This is a genomic window from Oceanobacillus kimchii X50, from assembly GCF_000340475.1.
Lineage (GTDB): Bacteria > Bacillota > Bacilli > Bacillales > Amphibacillaceae > Oceanobacillus > Oceanobacillus kimchii.
Map to the genome: position 1 here is coordinate 1,082,888 of NZ_CM001792.1, position 24,468 is coordinate 1,107,355.

Sequence of the window (24,468 nt, forward strand, 5' to 3'; positions counted from 1 at the left end):
TGGAGTTATTTATAGATTTTATTAAGCTTATCCCCAAATCTCTTTGGAGAGTTCAACGATATAACGTAATTTATTCCACTGATCTTCTTCTGTTAATTTATTTCCTTGATGTGTTGATGCAAATCCACATTGCGGACTAAGCGAAATTTGATCTAACGGAATATATTGTGAAGCATCTTTGATTTTCTTAATGATCTCTTCTTTGTCCTCTAGCACACCGAATTTAGAAGTGATTGCTCCAATTACGACTTGTGGTCCTCCATTAGGTATATGAGCTAAAGGTTCAAAGCTGCCTGAACGATCATCATCATATTCTAAGAAAAATCCGTCCACTTTTTCATTAGCAAATAAGGTTGGGGCAATATGAGCATAACTGCCTTCGAATGCCCAAGTAGAACGATAGTTTCCTCTACATAAGTGTGTAGTTACGATTAAATCATCTGGTTTATTCTCAAGTACACTATTTACAACATATAAAGATAAATCAATCAACTCTTGACGAGATAAATCTTCTTCAAATGTTATTAACTCATCTACGTTCAAGCCGGCAATGTATACATCATCCAATTGCAGGTATCGACATCCAGCTTCGTAAAATGCTTGGATTGCATCTCGATACGTAGTGATAATGTCTTCTGCATAAGATTGAATATCTGGATAAACTTCTGGGTTGCGTGTTCCTTTGTGAAATAATTGATTTGGACTAGGAATGGTTTGTTTTGCAACAGCACGCTCCCCTACTATCTGTTTAAATTCAATGAAATCTTTGACAAATGAATGGTCTGTTGGAAAACTAATCTTTCCGTTATTACGAATGTTATATCTCTCTGTTTCAATTCCTTTAAATAAGTAACCTTTTTCTGGAATATATCCTTCAATACCATTCAATTCTTCTAAAAAGTCCGTATGCCACCATAAACGACGGAACTCACCATCCGTAACAGCTTGTAGACCTATTTCAATTTGTTTGTCTACGATCCGCTTGATTTCTTCTGTTTGAATGTCTCTCAATTCCTTTTCTGAGATATTTCCATCCGAATAATTTTTTCTAGCCTGATGCAAACGCTCTGGTCGTAGCAAACTACCTACATGGTCTGCTCGAAATGGTGCTTTGATTATTGTTTTTGTCATTTTTCCTTCCTTCTTTCTCCATTAAATTTTGTTTAGTCTCACAGAGTAGGGTCTTGCTCTATGAAACTAACATATGACAGTTCTGTACAGAGAATAGGGGAAAAATAAATACCCCCTTCTACAAGTAAGAAGAGGGTACAGGAAACCGTACGATATACTCTTCTTATCTTCTAGCATTTACGCTACTGGAATTGGCACAGTACTTAAATAAGTCTGTTGCCGAGGCTTCCTTGGGCCAGTCCCTCCACCTCTCTGGATAAGAATTGTCATATTTAATTAATAGAAATTTTATAAGATATCGAATAGGATGTCAATAGTTTTTTAATAAATATTTATCGAGTATGTAAACGACAGTAATTTAACTACCATTCTTTCGAGGAAGAATAGATATCTCAAAATAAAAAGTATCTTTTTATGTTATTTGCTTTTGATGTATTTTTAGTTCCTTTGTCTTGCAATTCCATCTTGGAACGATAAAATAACAATATGCTCATTTATACATTGAATGGTGTTAGAAAGAGGTATTTCATGCTAAAGAAAATGACAGAAGATATATTTCAATTAGTAGTGCGGTTTAAAGGTGCAATGGGGGAAGTGAATTGCTATTTAATAAAAGGAGAAAAAGGATATACTGTCATAGATACCGGTATTTATGCCACGGAAACTAAGGAAACTTGGAAGGCGGTTTTGGATAATTATCAAATTGAAAAGCTGATATTAACGCATACTCATGAGGATCATATAGGATTAGCAAAATGGTTTCAAGAGGAATATGCCATCCCCGTCTTTGTATCTAGACGAGGATATAAAGAAATGCTTAAGGGAAAAGATCGGAAATCACATATGGAAAGAATGAAATCACTAATTAAACGTCATGGTACACCGCCATTACCGTTAAAAATAAAGGATTTTTCTTTTATCTATGATTTTGAACCAGACGGATTTTTTGATGATGGTGATCAAATCATCTTAGGTAATCAGCCTTTTCAAGCAATTTGGACACCTGGACATGCTCCTGATCACTATTGTTTTTATAATAAGCAAGAAGAAATAATGATTATAGGTGATCATGTGTTAGAGCATCTTTCACCAGTGATTGGCTTATGGATGGGAGAAGAGTTGAACCCATTAAAGGACTATTTACCATCTTTATTAGAATTACAGGAATATCCGAGTAGATTAGCATTACCTGGTCATGGAAAAGAGATGGAAAATTTATCAGAACGAATAATGGAAACTTATAATCGACATCTCTTTCGTCTTGAGGAACTCAAACAACTTTTATCGGACAAACCGATGTCTGCTTTTAAAATAACAACTAAAATTTATGGACCTATGAAAGGGACAGCTTTTGTCAGTCAGTTTATGGCGACATTAACTCGGTTAATTTATTTAGCGGAAAATCAGGACATACGAAGTATAGAAAAAAACGGCAAAGTACTTTACAAGGCGAAATAAACGATATAAGTGAATGTTTAATGTTAAGTTTGAACGGTTAAAATGATAGAACGCAAAGATAGGAGAAATAGATATGTATAAAAATTCAGAGCGCTTTATCACAGCATTTAATCGTATTGACAAAGCATTAAAATCACAATTAAACAAAAAAGAAATGGGTTTCTCTAGAGCAGTGCGAGTTCTATCAGACTCTAATGCTACGATAAAACGATACTACGAGGATTTATTGGAATTTGCTGAACTCAGAAATGCAATTATTCATAACCGTATCGATGTTTCCTATGCGATTGCAGAACCTCATGATACAATTGTGGAACGTATCGAAAAAATAGAAGAAGATTTTACAAGTCCAAAACAAGTAAAGAATGCATTCATAAAACAAGTTGTTACATTCCAATTAAACGATTCTATGCAAAAGTTACTTCAAGTAGTAAGAGATAGAGGATTAACGAAGTTACCTATTTATGAGAATCAAGATTTTAAAGGATTAATTACACACAAGGGCATTGCTCGATGGATAGCAAATTCTATGAACGATGGTCAACAAATAACGGATGCAACTGCTAAAGATATTTTAGAATACGAAAAATCAGATAATCATCTTTTTATAAGCGAGGAAATGTCCGTATATGAAGCTGCTGACGTATTTACAGAACAAGTTGGAAAAGGTAATCGACTTGCGGCTTTGCTTATTACAAAAACAGGGAAAGAAGATGAAAAGTTGGTAGGCATTATTACCAATTGGGATATCATGGAGATATAGGGGGAGTTTTGAATGGTTAAGTTTGCAGCAATTGATTTTGAAACAGCAAACGAAAAAAGAAATAGTGCTTGTTCTATAGGTGTGGTAATTATGAATGATACTGAAATTATAGATGAGTTTTACTCACTAATTAATCCATTAGCCCCATTTCGTTCACGCAATATATATGTTCATGGAATCACCGAGGAACAAGTTCAAGAAGCACCGACTTTTGCTGAACTGTGGCCCACATTATCGGCATATTTAGAAGATACGATACTTATTGCACATAATGCAAGTTTTGATATGAGTGTCTTACGTCAATCTTTGTATAAATACGATATGCCATGTCCAAATTATATGTCGCTCTGTACGGTTAAAATCTCCCAATTAATTTGGCCGCAATTAGAAAATCATAAACTACATACAGTTGCAAATTACCACGAGATACCGTTAAATCATCATCATGCGATGGATGATGCCCGAGCATCTGCAAAAATCTTTTTGGCAGCCTTAGCAGAGCAGAAAATAGGCACAACTGAAGAATTCATAGAACGATGGCTCGTATCCAAAAGAGCAAAAACAGCTAGAAAGCAAAAAGCTACAAAATCAACCAAATTATATTTCTAATTTATATAGGGCCAGGACATAACTAACAGTCTTGATTGTAAGACGGATGATAGCTAGAATAAGCTTCAGAAATATACGGAGACTCCTTGAAAATCAAAAAACGATTTTATGCTTGCTGTCGAGGTCTTCCTTGTCCTCAGGAAAGGAGGCATTGTTGAGACCCGGAGTGCAAAGTATCCGGAGGTTCGCCAGCCGCCTTAGCATAAGCGGAGTATATTTCTGAAGCGGATTTTCAATATCCAATCATTCGGATTTAAGTTTTGCGTAAACTCTTTTATTGCAATAGGTCTATGTAGATCACAAAATAAAGTGACAACCTCATATATCTGAATTATAATAATAGTTAAATAATTATACAGGGAGTGAGGTCATTGGAATTAAATCAAATCGATACAGAGTTAGATAAACTAATTAACCGAGTACGAAGAAATACATTAGGTGATTTATTAACAAGAACAAGAGAACGTTATCCAGACAAAAATGCAATCGCTTACAAAAACAAAAGACTAACCTATCAAGAGCTTGATAATCTTGTGAATCAAACCGCTAATGGGTTTCTGGATATAGGAATTAAAAAGGGTGACAAGTTTATTTTAGTTTCAAAAAATAGCTTAGACTTTGTACTTGTAACGTATGCACTTGCCAGAATTGGCGCAGTGTTAATTCCTGTTAATTACATGCTTACATCCCAAGAAATAAAATATATATTAGAAAATTCAAAGGCAGTAGGTGTAATGGCATCTGATGAATTTAGAGATCTACTATTAGCTGCTGCAGAAGACAAAAAACTTGAACATTATATAGTATTAGAAGTAGATCCAGCAGAGGAGGCAATAGAAGATTCGTGGATTGCAATAAATGAAATTCAATCTCATCAATCTTCTACAATGCCAGAGGTAGAAATTCATGATGATGATTTAGCACATATACTTTATACAAGCGGAACTGAATCAAAACCAAAAGGTGTAATGTTGACTCATAAAAGTATCGTAAGTGAATATGTCAGTACTATTATTGATTGTAAAATGGAAAGTCATGATATTGCTATACATGCATTGCCGCTTTATCATAGTGCACAACTTCATGTGTTTTTAGGTCCGAATATATACATTGGTTCAAGTGGTGTCATTCTTCCTTCTGCGAGTCCAGAATCAATCTTAGAAACAATTGAAAAAGAGCAAGTAACTCAATTATTTTGCCCACCAACGGTATGGATTGGTTTGTTGCGTCATCCTGATTTTAATAAAAGAGATTTGAGTTCCTTGAAAAAGGGTTATTATGGAGCAGCAATTATGCCAATGGAAATTATTAAAGAGTTGACGGAAAGACTTCCACAAATCGAACTCTGGAACTGTTATGGGCAGACAGAAGTAGCTCCGTTAGCAACGGTATTACAACCAAAAGACCAACTACGAAAATTAGGTTCAGCTGGATTACCAAGTTTAAATGTACAGACAAAGATTGTAGACGATGATGGAAATGAAGTTGCTCGCGGAACCGTTGGAGAAATCGTCCATCGAACACCTCACTCGATGACAGGATATTTATATGCAACAGAGAAAACGAAAGAAGCATTTAAGCACGGATGGTTTCATAGTGGAGATTTAGGATTTATGGATGAAGAAGGTTTTATAACGATTGTAGACCGTAAGAAAGATATGATAATAACTGGAGGGGTAAATGTTTCTAGTCGTGAAGTTGAAGAAATCATATATGAGATTGATGGTGTATCAGAAGTAGCTGTGATTAGTGTTCCAGATCCTTATTGGGGCGAAGCGGTTACTGCTATTATTGTATTAAAAGAAGAAAATACAGTCACAAAACAACAAGTGATCGAATATTGTAGTGGTCGATTGTCTAAATTTAAAACTCCAAAATATCTCGACTTTACGGACGTACTTCCGAAAAATCCGAGCGGGAAAGTCTTAAAAAGATCGTTACGTAATCATTATGAAAATGTTGATCTTTCTATTTTGTAAATAAAAAGAAAAGAACTTTAGTCAAGTTGGAATGTATATTAAAATGAATATCCTTGTCTAGAATACGAACAATAAGACAAGGAGGTGGTCGTATTGAATCAAAAAAATCCAAATTGGAGTAAAAAACAAGTAAATTCTAGTCTGAATCCGCAAGGGAAATCAGAAGATGAAGCAAGCCAGTCCCCACAAAGCCAATTAGAACAACGTGCCAAGAAAAAGAATACAAAGTTATAGGAAAAAATTAGTAAATATAGCTTATTGATAAATAGGACAAAAAACGTTATGATATTTCTACAAGCTACATTGTTCGTATTAATATAAGTTTTAACCTCTAATGTTGGAATAGGGAGTTTTACATCGAAATTGGAATGCCGAGCCGCCATTGAAGCGGAAGGCAGGAAGTTTTCTGCGAACACCCACTTTGCGAAGTGGTGGTTTAAAACTTTTTATGACAAGATACGGCAAATGTGGCCTGTATACATAATCTTATGATTAAGCCCGTTCTCACAAGAGAGCGGGCTTTTTAGTATTTTAATCTCCACAGTTTTTGAAAAGACAATCAATTGTAGATGCTTCAAATTCATAATTGCCAATCCTAATTTACGAAGGTGATTACGTCAGAATAGAAAAAATTGAGCTAAAAGACGATAACTGCACTTCTGAGTGAAAATCAATTTTTACAACATGATTTATTAAAGTATTGTTTCTGGCTGTTAGCAATTAGAGTGATGCCAATAGTTTTCATTGTCATTTCTTCATGCTTGGCTACATATAATTCAGCAAATGAAAATTTGATGAAAAGGGATGATACACATGTCAAATAAACCAAAATGGAAGGATCCAGGTATTGTTTTGACGATTATCATGTCGTTATATGCAATGGTTGTCTTTTTTTGGTGGCCGACAGATATTTATTGGTTAGGGGTCTCCCTTATAGGGTGGTTAATGTTTTTTGGATTGTTCATTTGGATGGTTTTAGGGTTTATTTATGTTTTTTGGGTAGAAAAATTAGACAAACAAAAATCATCATAAGGAGGGATAGACTTGAAAATAGCTGAATCATCTATATTACTTATATACTTAGTTATTATGACCGTTATAGGAATTTATTTTTACAAACGAGCACGACAATCGGAAAATGATTATTATACAGCTGGCAATAGCATCAATACATTAGTTGGAGCTTTTGCGATTTTTGCTGCGGTTACTAGCTCGAGTTCATTGATGGGAGCAGTAGGTGGAGGAGTTGTAAATGGACTTCCATACTTCTTAACATACGCTTTTGGTGTTATTGCTATTTTGCCTTTTGTGATGTTTTTAGTTGCTGGACAAATTCGCCGTGCAGGTGTAAAAACAGTTCCTGACTTTTTTAAACAACGTTTTGGTAAATCAGTGCAAATTATTGCGGCTGTTATTGTTGTTGTCTCCATGACCTTTTACATGGTACCACAGCTTACAGCTTCGGGAATAATTGGATCGTATGTGTTAGGTATTGATTATGTAACAGCTGTTATTGTATTGGGAATTGGATTTACACTGTATGCTGCACTTGGCGGTATGTGGGCTATTACTTATACAGACTTAATACAAGGAGCCATTATGTTAGTAGGAATGATTATTTTAGCAATATTTATTTTTGCTGACCTTGGTAGTTTTACAAATTTACTTAATCAAGCATTGGCAGTAGATCCAACATTTGGTGACATACAATTACCTTGGATGTCTTACTTCGGATTATTTATTGCTTTCTTATGGTTCGGAATTATTTCTCCATCCGTGGTAATGCGTAACTTTGCTTCCAGAGATGCAAAAACCGCGCGTCGCTCAGCTATGTGGGGAACGGTATTTTATTTATTATTATTTGTTGCAGGCTTTTTCGTCACGATAGCTGGAGCTCATTTAGGTGTCGTTGACTCACTTACTCAAACTGATATGATTTTTGTATCGGTTATTGAAGAATATTTGCCTCCTGTTTTTGCTGGAATAATGTTAGCTGGTGTGTTAGCGGCGATTATGTCTTCAGCGGATGCCATGTTATTAGCTATTTCTGCAGGAGTAGCCCATGACATTTACAAAGAACATATCAATAAACAAGCTACTGAACGAAGAATTACAGGATTAAGTTTAATAATTATGTTTGTAGCTATGTTAGTGGGTATATACTTTGCAATAGATCCACCAGGAATCATCGCAGTTATGGTTGGATGGGTTGGAGGGTTTTTATTATCCTCATTTGGCTTTCCGATTGTGTTAGGATTATGGTGGAAAAGAGCAACAAAAGAAGGTGCGCTGGTAGGAATGCTTAGTGGTGCGTTATTGTTTTTAATTTTAGTATTTTTTGCGGATTTACCTACAAATGCGGAACCAATTATTGCTGCACCTGTCTCCTTAATATTGATGATTATCGTAAGTTTAACCACAAAAGCTCCATCACAAGAAATTCAAGACTTAGTCGATTCCTATCATTTAGATTAAATATTGTTAATAGAGGATGATGGAAATGGTAAAAACTATATCAATTCAACGTATAGGTGAAGATCCAACTATTACTCTAGAGAGATTATATAAATATGTTTTTCGAACACTACCGTTCCGTATGCGGTTGTTCAATAGAGGAGTAGATGAACAATATTTAATAGATAATACGATAGAAAAATATCTTTTCTATCATCCTATGTGGGTAGCAAATACGTTAATTATTGCAGAAAGACCGCCTCTCGCCCCCAAAATATTAAAACAACATATTTTTGTTGATGCAATCTCTGGTTATAGAGGACTTTTATCAAAAACATTACCTTTAAATACGGTTGATGTGAATAGAGAATTATTAGAATCACATCAAATTATTGAAATGGATGAAGTTGAAAAGTTTGTTAAAGATGTACAAGTAAAGCAGATTAACCGTTCGTATTTATTAAAGAAACCGCAACATGAGATTAAAGAACTCAAATTAGTTTATCTACCATTATGGAGAATAAAAGTGAAATCTAAATTCATAGATCAAGTTTTTGTCATCAATGCAAATACAGGTGAATCAGAAAATTATATATATCAAAAAAGGTAAATAAAAAAATTTCTATAAGTAATTAATGAGTTTGGATTTTCTTTAAGAAAGATAACAAAAAGTAATCAATGTATATTCAAAAATAGAATTATTCAATTCTTCCATTTATTGCTATTCTAAGAGTAAGGAGCTAAAGGGGGGGTTAGAATGAACTTTAAAATTAAAAAGATTGATCACATCCAGTTATCAGCACCAAAAGGATCTGAAGATAAAGCGAGAAAGTTTTATATAGATATACTCGGGTTTGATGAAGAAATAAAACCACAAGCATTACAAAAAAATGGAGGTGTGTGGTTTAAAAAAGAAGGGGTTTTCTTGCACATAGGCATTGAAGAACCTTTTCATTCACTAAAAAAAGCACACCCTGCGATCGAAGTGGAAAACATTCCACTCTTCCAAGCTTATCTAGAGGAAAACGGAATATCGACACAATCAGATAATAAACTTCCAGGTGCGATACGTTTTTATGTGCGCGATCCTTTCGGCAATCGTTTAGAGTTTTTAGAGTGGAGAAAAAAGTAACCTTTTATAAGGGTCTTTAGCTCATACCTTTGTGGTACAACATTCAGCGGGGGAAAATCTCGAATGAAGTTTTGTTTTATCGCAATTGTGAGAAAGGTTTTTCTTTTTTATAATGTCTTGTTTTTTTGTATGCAAATGCTATACTGAATACATTCTTCATCTTGAAACCTTATATATAGTTTTTTCATATAATCGCGGGGATAGGGCCTGCAAGTTTCTACCGGTTTACCGTAAATGAACCGACTATGAAAAAGCGGATAATTCGATATTCTATTAATTAAACTTCAAAGACTATCGTTTTTAAATTTTCGACATTCCAAGCTCGGAAATCTGCTTTTTTATAGGCGGATTTTCGAGCTTTTTATATTTTAGGAGGAATGGGAAGCATGGAGTTACTAAAGAATAAAATCATAGAAGAAGGAAAAGTGTTATCGGACACTGTGTTAAAGGTTGATTCTTTCTTGAATCACCAAGTAGATCCTAAATTAATGAAGCAAGTTGGGGAAGAATTTGCAAACAAATTTAAAAGTGCTGGAATTACAAAAATATTAACCATTGAATCTTCGGGGATTGCTCCTGCTACAATGACTGGATTAGAGTTAGATGTACCAGTGGTTTTTGCAAGAAAAAGAAAATCTCTAACACTAACTGATCATCTCTATTCTGCTGAAGTATATTCATTCACAAAAAAGACATCGAATGAAATTTCTGTATCGAAAGACTTTCTTCATGAAGATGATATTGTCTTAGTTATGGATGATTTCTTAGCAAATGGTCAAGCAGCCTTAGGTTTATTAGAAATTGCCAAACAAGCTAAAACGACAGTAATTGGTGTCGGCATTGTAATCGAAAAAGGTTTTCAATTTGGCGGAAAGCAGCTTAGAGATAAAGGTATACGAGTAGAATCTTTAGCCATCGTTGAATCAATGTCGGATGGAAAAGTTACGTTTAAAGAGGAGGCCCGTATATAATGAAAATCGCAGCTTTGGGATTACAACATGTATTAGCGATGTATGCTGGTGCTATTTTAGTACCATTAATTGTTGGTGAAGCACTTGGATTAACTGTTGAACAATTAACATATCTTGTAGCGATTGATATCTTTATGTGTGGGGTTGCTACATTGTTTCAAGTCATGAATAATCGTTTCTTTGGTATTGGGTTGCCAGTAGTATTAGGATGTACATTTACAGCAGTTGCTCCTATGATCGCCATTGGTGGTCAGTATGGAATAACGGCTATCTATGGGGCGATTATTGTTTCAGGTATCTTTGTAGTTTTAATTAGTGGATTCTTCGGCAAGCTTGTTCGATTTTTCCCGCCTGTTGTAACAGGCTCGGTAGTAACCATTATTGGTATTACTTTAATTCCAGTTGCAATTAACAATCTTGGTGGTGGACAAGGCGCAAGTGACTTTGGTTCATTAGCAAATATTTCACTTGGATTTGGCACATTATTATTTATTATTCTTATGTATCGTTTTACAACTGGATTTTTACGTTCTATATCTATTCTAATTGGATTAGCTGGAGGTACAATTGTTGCTAGTTTTATGGGAAGAGTAGATTTTACGGCAGTTGCAGATGCTTCTTATTTCCATATGATTCAACCTTTTTATTTTGGGACTCCGACATTTGAATGGCCAGCGATTATTACAATGATTTTAGTTGCAATGGTATCGTTAGTAGAATCTACTGGAGTGTACTTTGCTTTAGGGGATATAACAGATAAAAAATTAAAGGAAAAAGACTTGACGAAAGGTTACCGTGCAGAGGGATTGGCTATTTTACTAGGCGGTATATTTAATGCATTTCAATATACGGCATTTTCTCAAAACGTGGGCTTAATTCAAATGACCGGTGTGAAAAAACTAAGAGTAATAGTCGTTGCGGGTCTAATGTTAATTGCTTTAGGTTTAATACCGAAAATAGCAGCATTAACTACGATTATTCCAACAGCAGTATTAGGCGGAGCTATGGTAGCAATGTTCGGTATGGTCATTGCTCAAGGAATCAAAATGCTTAGTGCAGTAATTAGCGATTCCCCTGAGAATTCCATGATAATTGCATGTTCTGTTGGTATGGGCTTAGGTGTTACAGTTGTTCCAGAATTATTCGCGCAAATTCCAAATAGTTTACAAATATTAACAAGTAATGGAATTGTAGCAGGCAGTGTAACGGCAATAGTATTAAACATAATATTTCATATGTTACCGAATTTTTCTAAAAAACAGCAAACCAATGATAGCAGAGAGTTAGCGGAGGACATTGTTTAAAAAAATGATTCATTTCAAGTTAGAGGGATATTGTTCATTGTATGAGCATATATCCCTCTTTTCTTATTTTTTATTGTATTATTTATTAGCTAATATAAAATAATACATATAATTACCCTTCCATAAATTTTAAACTACTATTTTTTTTGCTGTATCATAGAATAAGAGAATAGGAGCGTTGTTATGATTGATATTCCAATTTTGCTATTTGTAGTTTATCTATTAGGGATGCTTTTTGTATTATGTATTTCCATTGTAAACTGGATACGAAGAGAGTATGAAATAGTTTCTGTTTTAGGCATTGTACTTTCATTATTACTACCACTGATGACTTTTCTATTTAGTGTATACAGATTAGAAGGAACAAATGAAATTGTTTATATTTGGAATCAACTAAGAGATGCAAATGGATGGGCGATATTTATAGTCATTGGACATTTATTTTTGTTTGTTTGGATGATTATTGGAATGCAGGTGAAGGAATTATATCAATGGATGAAAGGACTTATTAGCCAAATACAAAATAAATGGAAACAACGAAATAACCATAGTCAAAAAGAGGTTAGGGAAAAATAGGTTGTTATAATTTTGGTAATATAATCAGAATTGAAGGTAGGGAAGAATATTGAAAACAGAGAAGCAAAAGATGATTGATGGCGAATTATATAAGCCTGCGGACGCTGAATTATATAAAGCGAGACAATTGGCAAGAAGAACAACTCGTTACTATAATGCGACAACAGAAGAGGATGTTGTCAAGCGTTCAGGTATGTTAAAAGAATTATTCGGAAGTACGGGAAAGAATCTTTATATTGAACCTCATTTCCGGTGCGACTATGGGTTTAATATTCATGTAGGGGAGAATTTCTACGCAAATTTTGATTGTATACTGTTGGATATTTGTGAAATAAGAATTGGTGAAAATTGCATGCTGGCACCAGGAGTTAAAATTTTTACTGCTACTCATCCACTTCATCCAACTGAAAGAAATAGCGGACTTGAGTATGGAAAACCTGTTACGATAGGAGATAATGTGTGGATTGGTGGAGGCGCAATTATTAATCCTGGAGTAACAATCGGAGATAATGCGGTAATAGCTTCTGGTGCGGTTGTTACGAAAAAAGTTCCAGCGAATTCAGTGTACGGAGGAAACCCAGCAAAATTTATAAAAGAAATATTGTTATAAAGAAAGGCTGTTATTTAAATGGATCGATTACAATCATTCACTCCAGTTATTCCGGATGTTCCCAAAGTATTAATAGTAGGATCAATGCCTGGAGTGAAGTCACTTGCAGAACAACAATATTATGGGAATCCAAGAAATCATTTTTGGAGTATAATGTTTACGTTGCTGAAAGAAAAGCGTGTAGAGAATTATCAAGATAAATTAAGTATATTGAAAAGAAATGGTATCGCCCTGTGGGATACCATCGGAACCTGTTACCGAGAAGGGAGTCTTGATGTAAATATTCAAGATGCTGAACCTAATGACATTATTGGTTTGATAAAAGAATACCCCACAATTAAATTAATTGGCTGCAATGGAACAAAAGCTTATGATACATTTAAAAGAAACTTTACTTTAGAGAGTTTTCCAAATGTTGATGTGGTTAAACTACCTTCTACTAGCCCGATACCTGGTAAATATAATAAAAATTTAGAAGAGAAGATAGAAGCTTGGGGAGTTATTTGTCAATATCTATAATAACTTCCTAAGCTTTCTAAGCTAACTATTAAGTAATGATAACATGACGTTGATAATCATCTTTGTATTTTTGATAAAAATCGATCATGGGTTGCAACTGGTCCTTAAAATCAGGGCAGCGAATTGTTGTATTTTCTAAATCTCTAGCTGCCTGTGCACTACTATATGAGCAGTTGTTTTTAAAATAGGATAATGCTTCTTTTTCCGTTTGTAACCATTTGCGAATAAAAGAAAAAGATAATGGATAACTTGCAAGCGATAAAGAAATAGTTTTATTTGGTGTTACGTTTAGGTATATTTCAGCTATCATTTGATATAACTGTCGCATCGTATACGGTATTGGGTCAGTTAAATGATAGGTTTTATCTTCTCCAATTGGATGAAGTCCTAAATAACTCGTTGCTTTTAGGACATAATCGTAAGGTACAAAATTGCCTTCTACATTTCCTTCACTTATAAAAGGAATTTGTTTCATCAATTTCATACGTTCAAACATATTCAATAAAAAGTATATTCCATCAAATTTTTCAGTGTAACCAGTTTTAGAGTGCCCTTTGACAATCCCTGGTCGTATAATTGTAGTTGGTATAATTTCTTTTAGAGTTTCCACAAGAACTTCAGCTTCGTATTTCGTAGCCTCATAATGATTTTTAAATGTTTGTTTCATATCGAGCTCAGTTTCCAAAATAGTTCCTTGCCTAGTACCAGATACGTATGCAGTACTGAAGTATATGTATCTATTTAAACTGCCTAATGTTTTAAGCCAATTATTGACGTTTTTTGTACCATAAACGTTTACTTTCCATGCAATATCAAATGGTACTGCTAAATCATAAATAGCTGCTAAATGAAATACATGTGTAACCTTCTCTTGCAATTGTCTATTGATGTTAGTTTCTATTGCAAGGTTTGTTTTGGTTATATCACCGCTTATAATGGAATATCGATCTCGTGGTATGGAATGATAAGTAGACTGGTTAAGTACTTCTCGAGCTGTTGATAATTCCGCTGGTAAGGTAAGTAGATAAAAATGTTCAATATTGTCTTGATAATCATTAAGTAATTGCTGAACTAAGTTTCTAGCTAAAAATCCTGGAAACCCAGTAATAAAAAAAGTATATTTCATTGTACTCCTCCCAAAAGTCACGTGATATTTTTAGTATAGCGTTTGTTTTTAAAGTTTTCTAACATTTCGTTGATTAAAATGAAATCGGTACGTATAATAAAAATCAATCAAAGTATCGTAAAACGAGATATAACGTATGGAGGCTTGAAAAGTTAATGAAAAACCCCTTAGTATTACAAACAGATTTTGGTTTAAGTGATGGAGCAGTAAACGCTATGTATGGTGTATCGATATCGGTAGACTCGAATTTGAGAATTTACGATTTAACTCATGATATCCCTCCATTTAATATTTGGGATGCTTCTTATCGATTGTCGCAGACCATTGACTACTGGCCAGAAGGTACGATATTTATATCCGTTGTTGACCCTGGAGTAGGAACGGACCGATTGAGTATAGTTGCAAAAACAAAGAGCAATCATTACATAGTAACGCCAAATAATGGAACGTTGACTCATGTAGCAGATCGGATTGGAATTACTGAAGTCAGAAAAATTGATGAAAGAGTAAACCGACTGCCGCGTTCTGGAGAATCTTATACGTTTCATGGGAGAGATGTATATGCGTATACTGGTGCGAGATTAGCTTCAGGAAATATTAATTATGAAGGTGTTGGACCGTCTGTTGATATTTCTGAAATCATTACTTTACCTCTTCCTGGTTCGTCGTCTCAAGATGGGATTATTTCAGGAAATATTGATATATTAGATGTCCGTTTCGGAAATTTATGGACAAATATAAATCGAGAAATGTTTATCCAAGAACGTTATTGTTATGGTGATTGGGTAGAAGTATCGATCGAAAATGAGCGGAAGAAAAAGTATCAGAATCATATTTTGTTTGGACGTTCCTTCGCAGAAACACGACTTGGAGAGCCGTTATTGTTTGTAAATTCATTGGATAAACTAGCAGTAGCTATCAATCAAGGCTCTTTTGCAAACGCATATCAAATTGAAACTGGGTCCGATTGGCGGATATATATTAAAAAATCTCAACAAAAATGATTAAAAGAGGTTACTTATGAAAGTTTTTTGGTTACGACTAGGACTATTTCTAGCTATTTGGTTATTGCTAATTACGATGGAAAGTAGTTTTGTTCCCTATCACATTTTGATTTGTACCGTAGCTTTGTTGTTGTTTTTTTTGCTCACTTTTCAACATAGAGTAATGTTATTATACGTGTTATTATTACTTGTTGTTTTTATAGGAGCAATACAATTCGTAAATGAAATCCTCTTTTCGGTCGTGTTGCTTTGGTTTTTATTGTGGGATTCTCTTCATCGTATATCCATTCGTATGTACTATGGGCTAACAGCAATTTTGTTAGCTGAAATTTTGATGATAATGTGGATCCAGCAAAGCTATCAGATTGAATTGTTGATTAGTACTATTGTAATTGTGATCAGTGGATATTTTGTATTAAAAGAAATATATCAACGAAAGTATTATCGTAAAATTTATCATGAATTACTCAACGAATATCGAAAATTAAAAAGAATGAATATAACTGCAGAAAACAATGCACGATTGGAAGAAAGAACAAAAATTGCACGTGACATGCATGATACAGTTGGACATAGGCTGACGGCATTGATTATGCGGTTGGAATTACTTTCTATTGAACATTCTTCTATTTCATTCGACACATTAAAGGAATTAGCAAAAGAGAGCCTGGAAGACACTAGGCAAGCAGTAAAAACATTGCAGCTAGATGAATCAGAAGGTATTGCTTCTGTTGTTCATCTTATACGTAAGTTAGAAGCAGAAAGTCATATAACTGTACAGTTTACAATGAAAAAAGGTGTTCTTAATGTTCCTCTTTCCAATGATAAAAGTGTAATTCTATATCGGATTATTCAGGAAGCCATAACAAATGCTATGCGACATGCGAATAGTCGTGAAGTAAATGTTATATTAAGTAAATCTGCTGATGGTGCTCTTACATTTGAAATCACAAATGCTATATTTGAGTCAAAGCAATTTGAATTAGGATTTGGGCTTAAGAATATGAAAGTTAGAGTGGCAGAGGTTAACGGCACTTTAAATGTATATCAATTAGAAAATCGTTTTATTGTATCAGGAAGAATCCCTGTTCAGAAGCCTTATTAAAAGATAGGGGGTATTATATTGTATCGAGTACTGTTAGTAGAAGATCAACAAATAGTTCGGCAAGGAATAAAAGTATTATTAGAACAAGATAAGCAGATTAAAGTAATTGGGGAAGCTACCAATGGTGTTGAAGCAATAAAGAAAATGATGGAACATACCGTAGATGTTATTTTAATGGATGTACGTATGCCGGATATGAATGGAATTGAAGCAACACGAAAAATCAAAGTACAGTGGCCAAATGTACGTATCCTTATGTTGACAACGTTTAATGATGATGAATATGCGTTGCAATCTCTAAAAGAAGGGGCTAATGGATTTCTACTAAAAACTGCTGACGGAACAAAACTAATTGATGCAATTTACAGCTGTATGAAAGGTGGACTAGTACTTCATGATGAGGTAGCGGCAAAGGTAATGCCGAAATTATTACATACATCGCAACAGGAATTATCTGTTCAGCTATCAGAACGCGAGCATGCTATTACGGCATTAATTGGGAATGGTTTGACGAATAAGGAAATCGCAGATGAATTATTTTTAACCATTGGAACGGTAAAAAATTATATCACTTCGATTTTGCAAAAAACAGAGCAAAGAGATCGAACGCAACTCGCTATTTTTGCAGTAAGACATGGAATTACTAAAGATTAAATGTCATTGAATTGTTACAACTATACGGCTTGTAAATAGACGTTATGAATTATAATTAAGATATTCTAAGGCTAAAAGTCGTGGTGATTACATGATTGAAATCTTCTTAAATGAATTTCATTTTTCAACACTTTGGAATGCAGGAATATTACTTTTTTGTTTACTGTATATAATAGGTTATTTCTTTATTTTACCTGTTTCTGATTCTGGAGGGATGAAGAAAGGTATTTTAACTATACTCGGTGTTACAACTTTATTTTTAGCAGTTGGTAGCCCGATAAATATTATTGCTCGTTTAACATTTCAAGGACATATGATACAGCTAATGCTTTTAATAGTAATATCATCTCCATTATTAGTAGCAGGTTGGAAGCCGATTAAAATCAATACAATCTCATTTGTACATACATGTGTAGATTGGTTAACGAAACCGTGGTTTTCGATGTTATTGCTTCAAATTTTTTTTTTATGGATACCATTTACCGGTTGTGTTTGATTTTGCAAGGATAGAATTATATTGGAATCATTTCTTTTTATTAGGATTATTCAGTACTAGCATATTATTTTGGATTTCGATTCTATATAAGGTAAAAGTGAGTGAGAAACGTTGGCTATATGCCGGAATCCATCACCTTCTCCTTATTCCTTATTTTTTGTTTTTATATACAGCAAATGAAGGAGTTTATCGTGTATATTCAGATATAACATTATTTATGTCGGCAATTGAAGTTTGCCTACCTGTAGAAATTAATTTTCCGGAACAATTTTATGCTTCCTTATTACCTTTTGACCCAGTTGTACATCAGCAAACTGGAGTTGTTTTATTTTGGATTAGCTCCTGTTTAATATATATAATCGTATTGTTTTGCAAGCAAAGTGTTCATGAAGGCACTGTTCTTAGTCATTCATAATGATGAGGACAGTGTTTTTTTATCTGGGATGTAACAGACTGTAACTTCCTCAGACATAGGGCTCAAGCGAAAGAATATAAACCGAAAATGTTCGATTTTGTTCAAGGATCTTTAGGTCATGCCTTTATGATTGGGGAAGAAACGAAGTCTCACTGATGAAGTTTTTTTCACTTTATGACTTGAGTCATGTTCAAAAGAGGAAACAAATGACGGTAGACAGTATGTTGGTAAGTAATTTATCAATATAGTAAAAGTAAGGAGGGATGACGATGCTCGAATTAGTAGATCTGACTAAAAAATTTAAGACTACGCAGGCAGTTAAGTCTTTAAATATGTTTATTGAACGTGGAGAAATTATTGGGTTACTTGGACCGAATGGTGCTGGTAAATCCACTGCGATTTCCATGTTATCTACACTAATTGAACCAACAAGTGGAGATGTTCGATATGTTAATAATAGTGTATTGAAACAGACATCTTCGCTAAGAAAAGATATTGGTGTGGTTCCACAAGAGATAGCGCTATACACCGATTTAACAGCGGAAGAGAATTTGAAATTCTTTGGTAAGATTTACCGGCTATCAAACAAAGTATTAAAAGAAAGAATCGAAGAAGTTCTAGTACAAATCGGATTAACGGAAAAAAGAAAAGAAATTGTAAAGAATTTTTCTGGGGGAATGAAACGAAGATTAAATATTGGTGTTGCATTGCTTCATCAGCCGAAGATCTTAGTGATGGATGAACCTACAGTAGGAATTGATCCTCAATCAAGAAGTTATATTTTAGAAACAGTGAAGCAAATGAATCAAGAAGAGGGTATGACGGTTATTTATACAAGTCACTATATGGAAGAAGTGGAGTATCTTTGTGACCGTATATATATCATGGATCAAGGTGATCTGATTGCTTCTGGAACCAAAGATGAAATCAAACAAATCTTGTCCGCCGAAAACACTATATCTTTAATTGCTTATCGATGGAACGAGGCTTTTATTGAAAGTCTAAAATCGTTACCTTCTATTAATCATCTGACAATAGAAGGAAAGGAAATTACATTAATTATTCCAAAACAGATCAATCTTTTTCCGGAACTTATCCGTTTAACAGAGGAACATGATGTGGATATTCGTTCACTACATGTTAAAACTCCGACATTAGAAGATGTTTTTCTACATTTAACGGGCAGAGCACTAAGGGATTAGGAGGTAGTGTATGATACTTCAATTAATAAAAAAACAACTGCTTCTTCTGTTGCGTAACCCTATTCAACTATTGATGTTATTGGTGCTGCCAATTATTTTAATTGTTATTCTTAGTACGGCGTTGTCAGGCTTCATGCAAGGGGATAATCCTCAATTAACTTTAAAAATTGCCTGGCTAGAGCAACAAGATGAAACATCACAAGTCGATGAGTTCTTAGAAAATATGAATGAGTTAGATGTTTCATCAGATGCATTTCCTGATAAAGATGCGTTACACATGACAACTACACTTCGTGAAGACGTTTTTTTAAGTGAAGAACTGAGTAGCATGATTGAATTGCAACAAATCGATGAATCTGAAAAAGAAAAAATTATGGAAGATGCTGATTACACAGCAATTATTGAAGTCCCAGAAGATTTTACTCTGGAATTATTACAAGCGATTGCTTTTGAAAACAATTCAGTTCCACAACTTGAATTATTTGTCAACCAAGAACATCAAATAGGTGCTGAAGTAGTTGAATCGATTATTCATAATTTTAATGAAATCTTAGTCATGAATCAATTTATGGAAGAAAGTGAATTACCAATTACATTTGAAGAATTGTATAACAATGAAGTGACAGGAGAAATAAAGCATATAGAACAACGTAAACCAATCTCTTCTCAAGCGTATTATACGATTGGAATGGCGGTTATGAATGCTTTGTATGTAGCTTCTACACTAGGCTTCTTTGCATATCGTGAGAAAGAGATACATGTATTTGATCGATTGATTGTTGCAGATATGTCAAGATGGAAATTTTTCTTCAGTGTTCTTATATCTGGGGCAATTGTATCATTCCTACAGTTACTTTTTATTTTTACATTTTCTTGGTTAGTTTTTAAAATAACATGGCCAAGTATAATGTCATTTTTAACTATATCGTTGTTTCTAGCTCTGGCAGTTGGTGGAACAACAGTGTTATTGACGGCGATTAGTTATCGAATTAATTCAGAAGAAATCATTGGTTTTTTCTCGGGAATCATTGTCTCGATTTTTGCCTTCTTAGGTGGAAGCTTTTTTCCCGTCGGTGAATTATCACCTCTTATTCAACAAATTGGAAATTTAACTCCGAACGGGGCGAGTTTAAGTGCATACATTCAATTATTGCAAGGAGCTTCATTAAGAGAGATAGCTTCTTACATCCTAGTACTGATATGTTTTACTTTCTTATCCATTTTATTAGCAGTAATAAGTTATCCAAAAAGGGGGTCTAAGTAATGAAAGGGATCCTTTATTCAAGAGTAAGAGAGTTTATTCGACAACCTTTTACGTTCCTTATATTTACAGCCATGGCTGTAATATTCGCTTTACTCGTTGGCGGATCAGGTCCGGCTGGAACTATCGTTGTGCCTGTATATGGTGATAAAGATATACAAGAAGAAATGAAATCAGAAATACAAAATCAAGAATATTTTACATTTGAGTGGGTTAGTAAAGAAGAACTAGAAACAAGGATAAATGACGGTGATGCAGATGTAGGTATACTCCTGTATGAAGATGATTTTGATTTAATTGTAGGTGTGGAGAGTACACATTTAGGGATGATTCGTCAAACTATCCAGCAAGAGTATGTTGAAAAAGAACAAGAAATGAAAATTCAGGAAGCAGCTATACAAGCAGGTTTAAATGAAGATGAAGTATTGGAAAGCTATTTGGCGAGTAAGGAAGATTCACTGATTGAAATAGAGAAAACAAGCTTTCAAGGTGAACAGGATTGGTTGTATGATGGAAATATCCATCGAATAGCAGGGTTTTCGTTGTTTTTTGCAATCTATACTATTGCCTATAATGTACTTCATATTTTAGTAGAAAAACGTAATGGAATGTGGGACCGAATGATTCTATCCCCACTAAAGAAAACAGAGATGTATATAAGTAACTTAATCTATAGTTTTTTTGAAGGTTATATACAAATCTGTCTTACTTTTGCAATCTTCTATTATGGATTTAATATCGATTTTAATGGACGATTTTTAGAAGTGTTATTATTACTGATACCATATGTTTTAGCAATCGTAGCACTTTCTATTTTAATTACTGCTATTGTAAAAAACTCGGAACAATTTAATGCAGTAATTTCTATTGTTGCTGTATCTTTAGCGATGATCGGTGGTGCTTTCTGGCCATTAGAAATTGTAGAAAATAAATTTTTACTATTTTTAGCTGATCTTAATCCATTAAAATATGGATTGGAGATTGTACAAGGGCTTTCTGTATATAACTATCCATTGGCAGAGATGGTTCAGCCAGTAAGTGTACTATTGTTTATGACTGTATTATTTACTGGGATTGGAATTCACTTAATGGAAAGGCGTCATATTTAAGTAAGGTATGTAAATTATAAAAGCGCAACAGATTTGGACTTAATAAAATTTTTAGTCAAAAGACGAATGAAAATTAAAATGAGCGTAAGAAATATACGGAGATTCCTTGGAAATCAAAAATCGATTTTCTGCATGCGATGCAATGCTGTCGAGGTCTTCCTTGTCCTGTGAGAGGAAGGCGTAGTTGAGTCCCATGATGCTAAGCATTCAGAGTCTCAACAGTCACCTTAGGATAAGTGTAGTATATTTCTGTAGCGGATTTTAAAATTATCTTTTTGAGTAACTATTTTTGTCCCAGACTCGTTGTGCTTTTTGTATTTCCAATGTTTCCATAACATGGTTCCTTCACATGTTTGTTCTTTTAGTATAATAGAATTAGTTATGGATATTGGAAAGGAGCATATAAGTGAAGAGAAAAAAGAAGTGGATTTGGATTGTATCAAGTATAGCAATCTTACTTATTATTATAAATTTTGCTGCTGCATATTTCTTTTATCAATTAGCGATTGAAAGAAATGTGAAGGATTTCTTAAGTGGAAATCAGGATTTAGAAGTTTCTGCTGAGACATTGGATGTTTTACTAGATGGTGATTGGAGAAATTGGTCTGACGAACAAAACTATGAAAATTGGAATATTACTTCCCATGATGGATTAAATCTAGAAGGCTATTTTTTAAGGTCAAAGGAACCTTCGAATAAAGTGGTTATTATGGCACATGGATATTTGGGAAAAGGTAAAGATATGGCTCTCTATGGAGAACATTATGTGGAACAACTAGGTTATCATATGTTAACGCCAGATCTTCGAGGTCACGGACAAAGTGATGGTGATTATATTGGATTTGGCTGGCATGACCGACTAGATATGATGGATTGGATAGACAAAGTTATTGAGCGTTTTGGTGATGATGTGGAGATTGTTCTTCAAGGTGTATCGATGGGGGCGTCAACGATGTTGATGACAAGTGGGGAAGAATTACCGAGCAATGTGAAAGCAATTGTAGCTGATTGTCCATATACAAGTGTGGCAGATTTATTTGATTATCAAATTGATCGTATGTATAACTTACCGTCGTTTCCATTTATTCCTTCGACGAGTTTGATAACTCAAATGTTTGCTGGTTATTCATTTAATGAAGCTTCCGCATTAGATCAAGTACAAACAACAGATATTCCTATATTTTACGTTCATGGGAAAGAAGATCAATTTGTTCCTACAGAAATGACAGAGACATTATATGAAAAGACTTCAAGTCCAAAAGAATTATTGTTAGTTGATTCTGCTGGACATGGTGAAGCTTTTGTCACGAAAGAAAATTTGTATATTGAAAAGCTTAATAGTTTTCTAAATAAATATGTAGATGAATAAACGGTAAGACTCCGGAAAGGAGCCTTACCGTTTATTCATTTTTTATACATAAATAAAGCAGTTTTATTGTATTTAAATGCATAAATATTAATTAATTTTTATAAATATACTTGCATAAACATACAATAATATTTATAATATGGATTAATTCCATTTTGAAAAAAGGAGCGGTTCCTCTTGAAAAAGGCAGCGATTATTGGTGGTACTGGTTATAGTGCTATTGAACTTATTAGATTGTTAGATTCACATCCTTACATAGAATTAGCAAAGATCATCTCTCAATCACAACACGGAGAGTTACTCGATGAAACATATCCACATCTTGCAACTTATCTAATACAACCTATGCAAGAGTTACATATTCAACAACTTATTCAAGAGATTGATATCGTTTTTCTAGCAACTCCTGCTGGTGTAGCAAAGGAGATAGCCGCTAGTTTTCTCGATACTTCTGTCCAATGTATTGATTTATCAGGTGATTTACGTTTATCTTCCGATGACTATCAAACGTGGTATCAGAATAAGCCAGCAAGTCCATCTTTACTGGAAGAAGCGGCTTATGGATTAACGGAAGTTTATAAAGAAAAGATTAAACAAACGAATATTATATCAAATCCAGGTTGTTTTCCTACTGCTGTTTTACTAGGCCTTATTCCGCTACTTGAAAATAACATTATTGATTCAAAAGGAATCATGATTGATGGGAAAACGGGTATATCTGGAGCGGGTAAAAATCCTAGTGCAAAAACCCATTTTTCTACTACAAATGAAAACGTCACACCGTATAAAATTGGAACACATCAACATACACCGGAGATTGAAAAATACTTATCTCAAAGTACAGAAGCAACCTCTGTAAAAGTGACTTTAACGACCCATTTAATTCCTATGACGAGAGGATTAATGTGTACGATGTATGCGCCATTACAACAATATATTGACACCGACGATGTGATAAATTTGTATAAGCATTATTATGAACAATCTTCATTTATCCGGATTCGAAAAACAGGAGAATTCCCTTCCACTAAAGACGTTAACGGAAGTAATTACTGTGATATTGGAGCATATGTCGACAAACGAACGAATCAACTAATCATAGCTTCTGCAATTGATAATCTAGTAAAAGGTGCTGCAGGGCAAGCAATTCAAAATATTAATGTGATGAATGGATGGGATGAAAAAACAGGATTATCATTTTTACCAATATATCCATAAGGA

At 34.0% G+C, this 24,468-nt stretch carries 26 protein-coding genes, 1 other RNA gene and 2 riboswitches; of the genes, 25 read left to right on the top strand and 2 right to left on the bottom strand.

Annotated features, from left to right (window positions below; genetic code table 11):
* Nucleotides 1–27: 27 nt before the first annotated feature.
* Nucleotides 28–1,131: a 5-methyltetrahydropteroyltriglutamate--homocysteine S-methyltransferase gene (locus C794_RS05830; RefSeq protein WP_017796190.1), complete on the bottom strand. Its 1,104-nt coding sequence runs from the start codon at nt 1,129–1,131 to the stop codon at nt 28–30.
* 160 nt (nt 1,132–1,291) lie between these two features.
* Nucleotides 1,292–1,394, bottom strand: a riboswitch (SAM riboswitch).
* A 265-nt stretch (nt 1,395–1,659) separates the two neighbouring features.
* Here C794_RS05830 and C794_RS05835 point away from each other — a divergent pair.
* The 15 genes from C794_RS05835 to C794_RS05900 all read left to right on the top strand — a co-directional run bounded on the left by C794_RS05835 (nt 1,660) and on the right by C794_RS05900 (nt 13,506).
* Nucleotides 1,660–2,589: an MBL fold metallo-hydrolase gene (locus C794_RS05835; protein ID WP_017796191.1), complete on the top strand. Its 930-nt coding sequence runs from the start codon at nt 1,660–1,662 to the stop codon at nt 2,587–2,589.
* Nucleotides 2,590–2,662: 73 nt separating this feature from the next.
* Nucleotides 2,663–3,352 (top strand): CBS domain-containing protein, encoded by a 690-nt coding sequence (locus tag C794_RS05840; RefSeq protein ID WP_017796192.1) that lies wholly within the window; start codon nt 2,663–2,665, stop codon nt 3,350–3,352.
* Nucleotides 3,353–3,364: 12 nt separating this feature from the next.
* Nucleotides 3,365–3,961, top strand: coding sequence for a 3'-5' exonuclease (locus C794_RS05845; RefSeq protein ID WP_017796193.1), 597 nt, complete (start codon nt 3,365–3,367; stop codon nt 3,959–3,961).
* Nucleotides 3,962–4,332: 371 nt separating this feature from the next.
* Nucleotides 4,333–5,940 carry an acyl-CoA synthetase gene (locus C794_RS05850; protein WP_017796194.1) on the top strand — a complete coding sequence of 536 codons (1,608 nt, stop codon included), beginning with the start codon at nt 4,333–4,335 and terminating at the stop codon, nt 5,938–5,940.
* Nucleotides 5,941–6,033: 93 nt separating this feature from the next.
* The gene (gene sspL, locus C794_RS20325; protein WP_017796195.1) at nt 6,034–6,174 is read left to right on the top strand and encodes a small, acid-soluble spore protein L; all 141 of its coding nucleotides are present in this window, start codon (nt 6,034–6,036) and stop codon (nt 6,172–6,174) included.
* A gap of 58 nt (nt 6,175–6,232) precedes the next feature.
* Nucleotides 6,233–6,418: non-coding RNA, 6S RNA (ssrS, locus tag C794_RS20330), on the top strand.
* A 335-nt stretch (nt 6,419–6,753) separates the two neighbouring features.
* Nucleotides 6,754–6,972: a hypothetical protein gene (locus C794_RS05860; RefSeq protein WP_017796196.1), complete on the top strand. Its 219-nt coding sequence runs from the start codon at nt 6,754–6,756 to the stop codon at nt 6,970–6,972.
* A 12-nt stretch (nt 6,973–6,984) separates the two neighbouring features.
* Nucleotides 6,985–8,415 carry a sodium:solute symporter family protein gene (locus C794_RS05865; protein ID WP_017796197.1) on the top strand — a complete coding sequence of 477 codons (1,431 nt, stop codon included), beginning with the start codon at nt 6,985–6,987 and terminating at the stop codon, nt 8,413–8,415.
* Between the two features lie 25 nt (nt 8,416–8,440).
* A complete protein-coding gene (locus tag C794_RS05870) occupies nt 8,441–9,004 on the top strand; it encodes a hypothetical protein (RefSeq protein ID WP_017796198.1) in 564 nt (187 codons plus the stop codon).
* A 147-nt stretch (nt 9,005–9,151) separates the two neighbouring features.
* Nucleotides 9,152–9,526 carry a VOC family protein gene (locus tag C794_RS05875; protein WP_017796199.1) on the top strand — a complete coding sequence of 125 codons (375 nt, stop codon included), beginning with the start codon at nt 9,152–9,154 and terminating at the stop codon, nt 9,524–9,526.
* Between the two features lie 164 nt (nt 9,527–9,690).
* A riboswitch (purine riboswitch) is annotated at nt 9,691–9,792 on the top strand.
* 120 nt (nt 9,793–9,912) lie between these two features.
* Nucleotides 9,913–10,497, top strand: coding sequence for a xanthine phosphoribosyltransferase (locus C794_RS05880; RefSeq protein WP_017796200.1), 585 nt, complete (start codon nt 9,913–9,915; stop codon nt 10,495–10,497).
* Complete coding sequence (locus C794_RS05885) at nt 10,497–11,801, top strand: nucleobase:cation symporter-2 family protein (protein WP_017796201.1); 1,305 nt, start codon at nt 10,497–10,499, stop codon at nt 11,799–11,801. Before C794_RS05880 ends, C794_RS05885 begins: the two co-directional genes overlap by 1 nt.
* A gap of 183 nt (nt 11,802–11,984) precedes the next feature.
* On the top strand, nt 11,985–12,377 hold the full coding sequence (locus C794_RS05890; protein WP_017796202.1) for a hypothetical protein: 393 nt from the start codon (nt 11,985–11,987) through the stop codon (nt 12,375–12,377).
* Nucleotides 12,378–12,426: 49 nt separating this feature from the next.
* Nucleotides 12,427–12,987: a maltose acetyltransferase domain-containing protein gene (locus tag C794_RS05895; RefSeq protein ID WP_017796203.1), complete on the top strand. Its 561-nt coding sequence runs from the start codon at nt 12,427–12,429 to the stop codon at nt 12,985–12,987.
* Between the two features lie 18 nt (nt 12,988–13,005).
* Nucleotides 13,006–13,506, top strand: a complete 501-nt coding sequence (locus tag C794_RS05900; protein WP_017796204.1) for a DNA-deoxyinosine glycosylase — start codon at nt 13,006–13,008, stop codon at nt 13,504–13,506.
* 28 nt (nt 13,507–13,534) lie between these two features.
* Here the strand turns inward: C794_RS05900 and C794_RS05905 are convergent, their stop codons facing one another.
* A complete protein-coding gene (locus tag C794_RS05905; RefSeq protein ID WP_017796205.1) occupies nt 13,535–14,632 on the bottom strand; it encodes an SDR family oxidoreductase in 1,098 nt (365 codons plus the stop codon).
* Nucleotides 14,633–14,787: 155 nt separating this feature from the next.
* Here C794_RS05905 and C794_RS05910 point away from each other — a divergent pair, with 155 nt between their 5' ends.
* The 10 genes from C794_RS05910 to argC all read left to right on the top strand — a co-directional run bounded on the left by C794_RS05910 (nt 14,788) and on the right by argC (nt 24,465).
* Nucleotides 14,788–15,636 (top strand): SAM hydrolase/SAM-dependent halogenase family protein, encoded by an 849-nt coding sequence (locus tag C794_RS05910; protein WP_017796206.1) that lies wholly within the window; start codon nt 14,788–14,790, stop codon nt 15,634–15,636.
* A 16-nt stretch (nt 15,637–15,652) separates the two neighbouring features.
* Complete coding sequence (locus C794_RS05915; RefSeq protein WP_017796207.1) at nt 15,653–16,741, top strand: sensor histidine kinase; 1,089 nt, start codon at nt 15,653–15,655, stop codon at nt 16,739–16,741.
* A gap of 18 nt (nt 16,742–16,759) precedes the next feature.
* Nucleotides 16,760–17,395: a response regulator transcription factor gene (locus C794_RS05920; RefSeq protein ID WP_017796208.1), complete on the top strand. Its 636-nt coding sequence runs from the start codon at nt 16,760–16,762 to the stop codon at nt 17,393–17,395.
* A gap of 91 nt (nt 17,396–17,486) precedes the next feature.
* Complete coding sequence (locus C794_RS21165; RefSeq protein WP_026133739.1) at nt 17,487–17,891, top strand: cytochrome c oxidase assembly protein; 405 nt, start codon at nt 17,487–17,489, stop codon at nt 17,889–17,891.
* Entirely contained in the window at nt 17,884–18,306 is a 423-nt protein-coding gene (locus C794_RS21170) for a hypothetical protein (RefSeq protein ID WP_017796209.1), read from the top strand. Before C794_RS21165 ends, C794_RS21170 begins: the two co-directional genes overlap by 8 nt.
* A 269-nt stretch (nt 18,307–18,575) precedes the next feature.
* Nucleotides 18,576–19,508 (top strand): ABC transporter ATP-binding protein, encoded by a 933-nt coding sequence (locus C794_RS05935; RefSeq protein ID WP_017796210.1) that lies wholly within the window; start codon nt 18,576–18,578, stop codon nt 19,506–19,508.
* Nucleotides 19,509–19,518: 10 nt separating this feature from the next.
* A complete protein-coding gene (locus C794_RS05940; RefSeq protein WP_017796211.1) occupies nt 19,519–20,772 on the top strand; it encodes an ABC transporter permease in 1,254 nt (417 codons plus the stop codon).
* On the top strand, nt 20,772–21,878 hold the full coding sequence (locus C794_RS05945) for an ABC transporter permease (RefSeq protein ID WP_017796212.1): 1,107 nt from the start codon (nt 20,772–20,774) through the stop codon (nt 21,876–21,878). Before C794_RS05940 ends, C794_RS05945 begins: the two co-directional genes overlap by 1 nt.
* A gap of 406 nt (nt 21,879–22,284) precedes the next feature.
* Nucleotides 22,285–23,247 (top strand): alpha/beta hydrolase, encoded by a 963-nt coding sequence (locus C794_RS05950; protein ID WP_017796213.1) that lies wholly within the window; start codon nt 22,285–22,287, stop codon nt 23,245–23,247.
* A gap of 177 nt (nt 23,248–23,424) precedes the next feature.
* Nucleotides 23,425–24,465, top strand: a complete 1,041-nt coding sequence (gene argC / locus C794_RS05955) for an N-acetyl-gamma-glutamyl-phosphate reductase (RefSeq protein WP_017796214.1) — start codon at nt 23,425–23,427, stop codon at nt 24,463–24,465.
* The last annotated feature ends 3 nt before the right edge of the window (nt 24,466–24,468 follow it).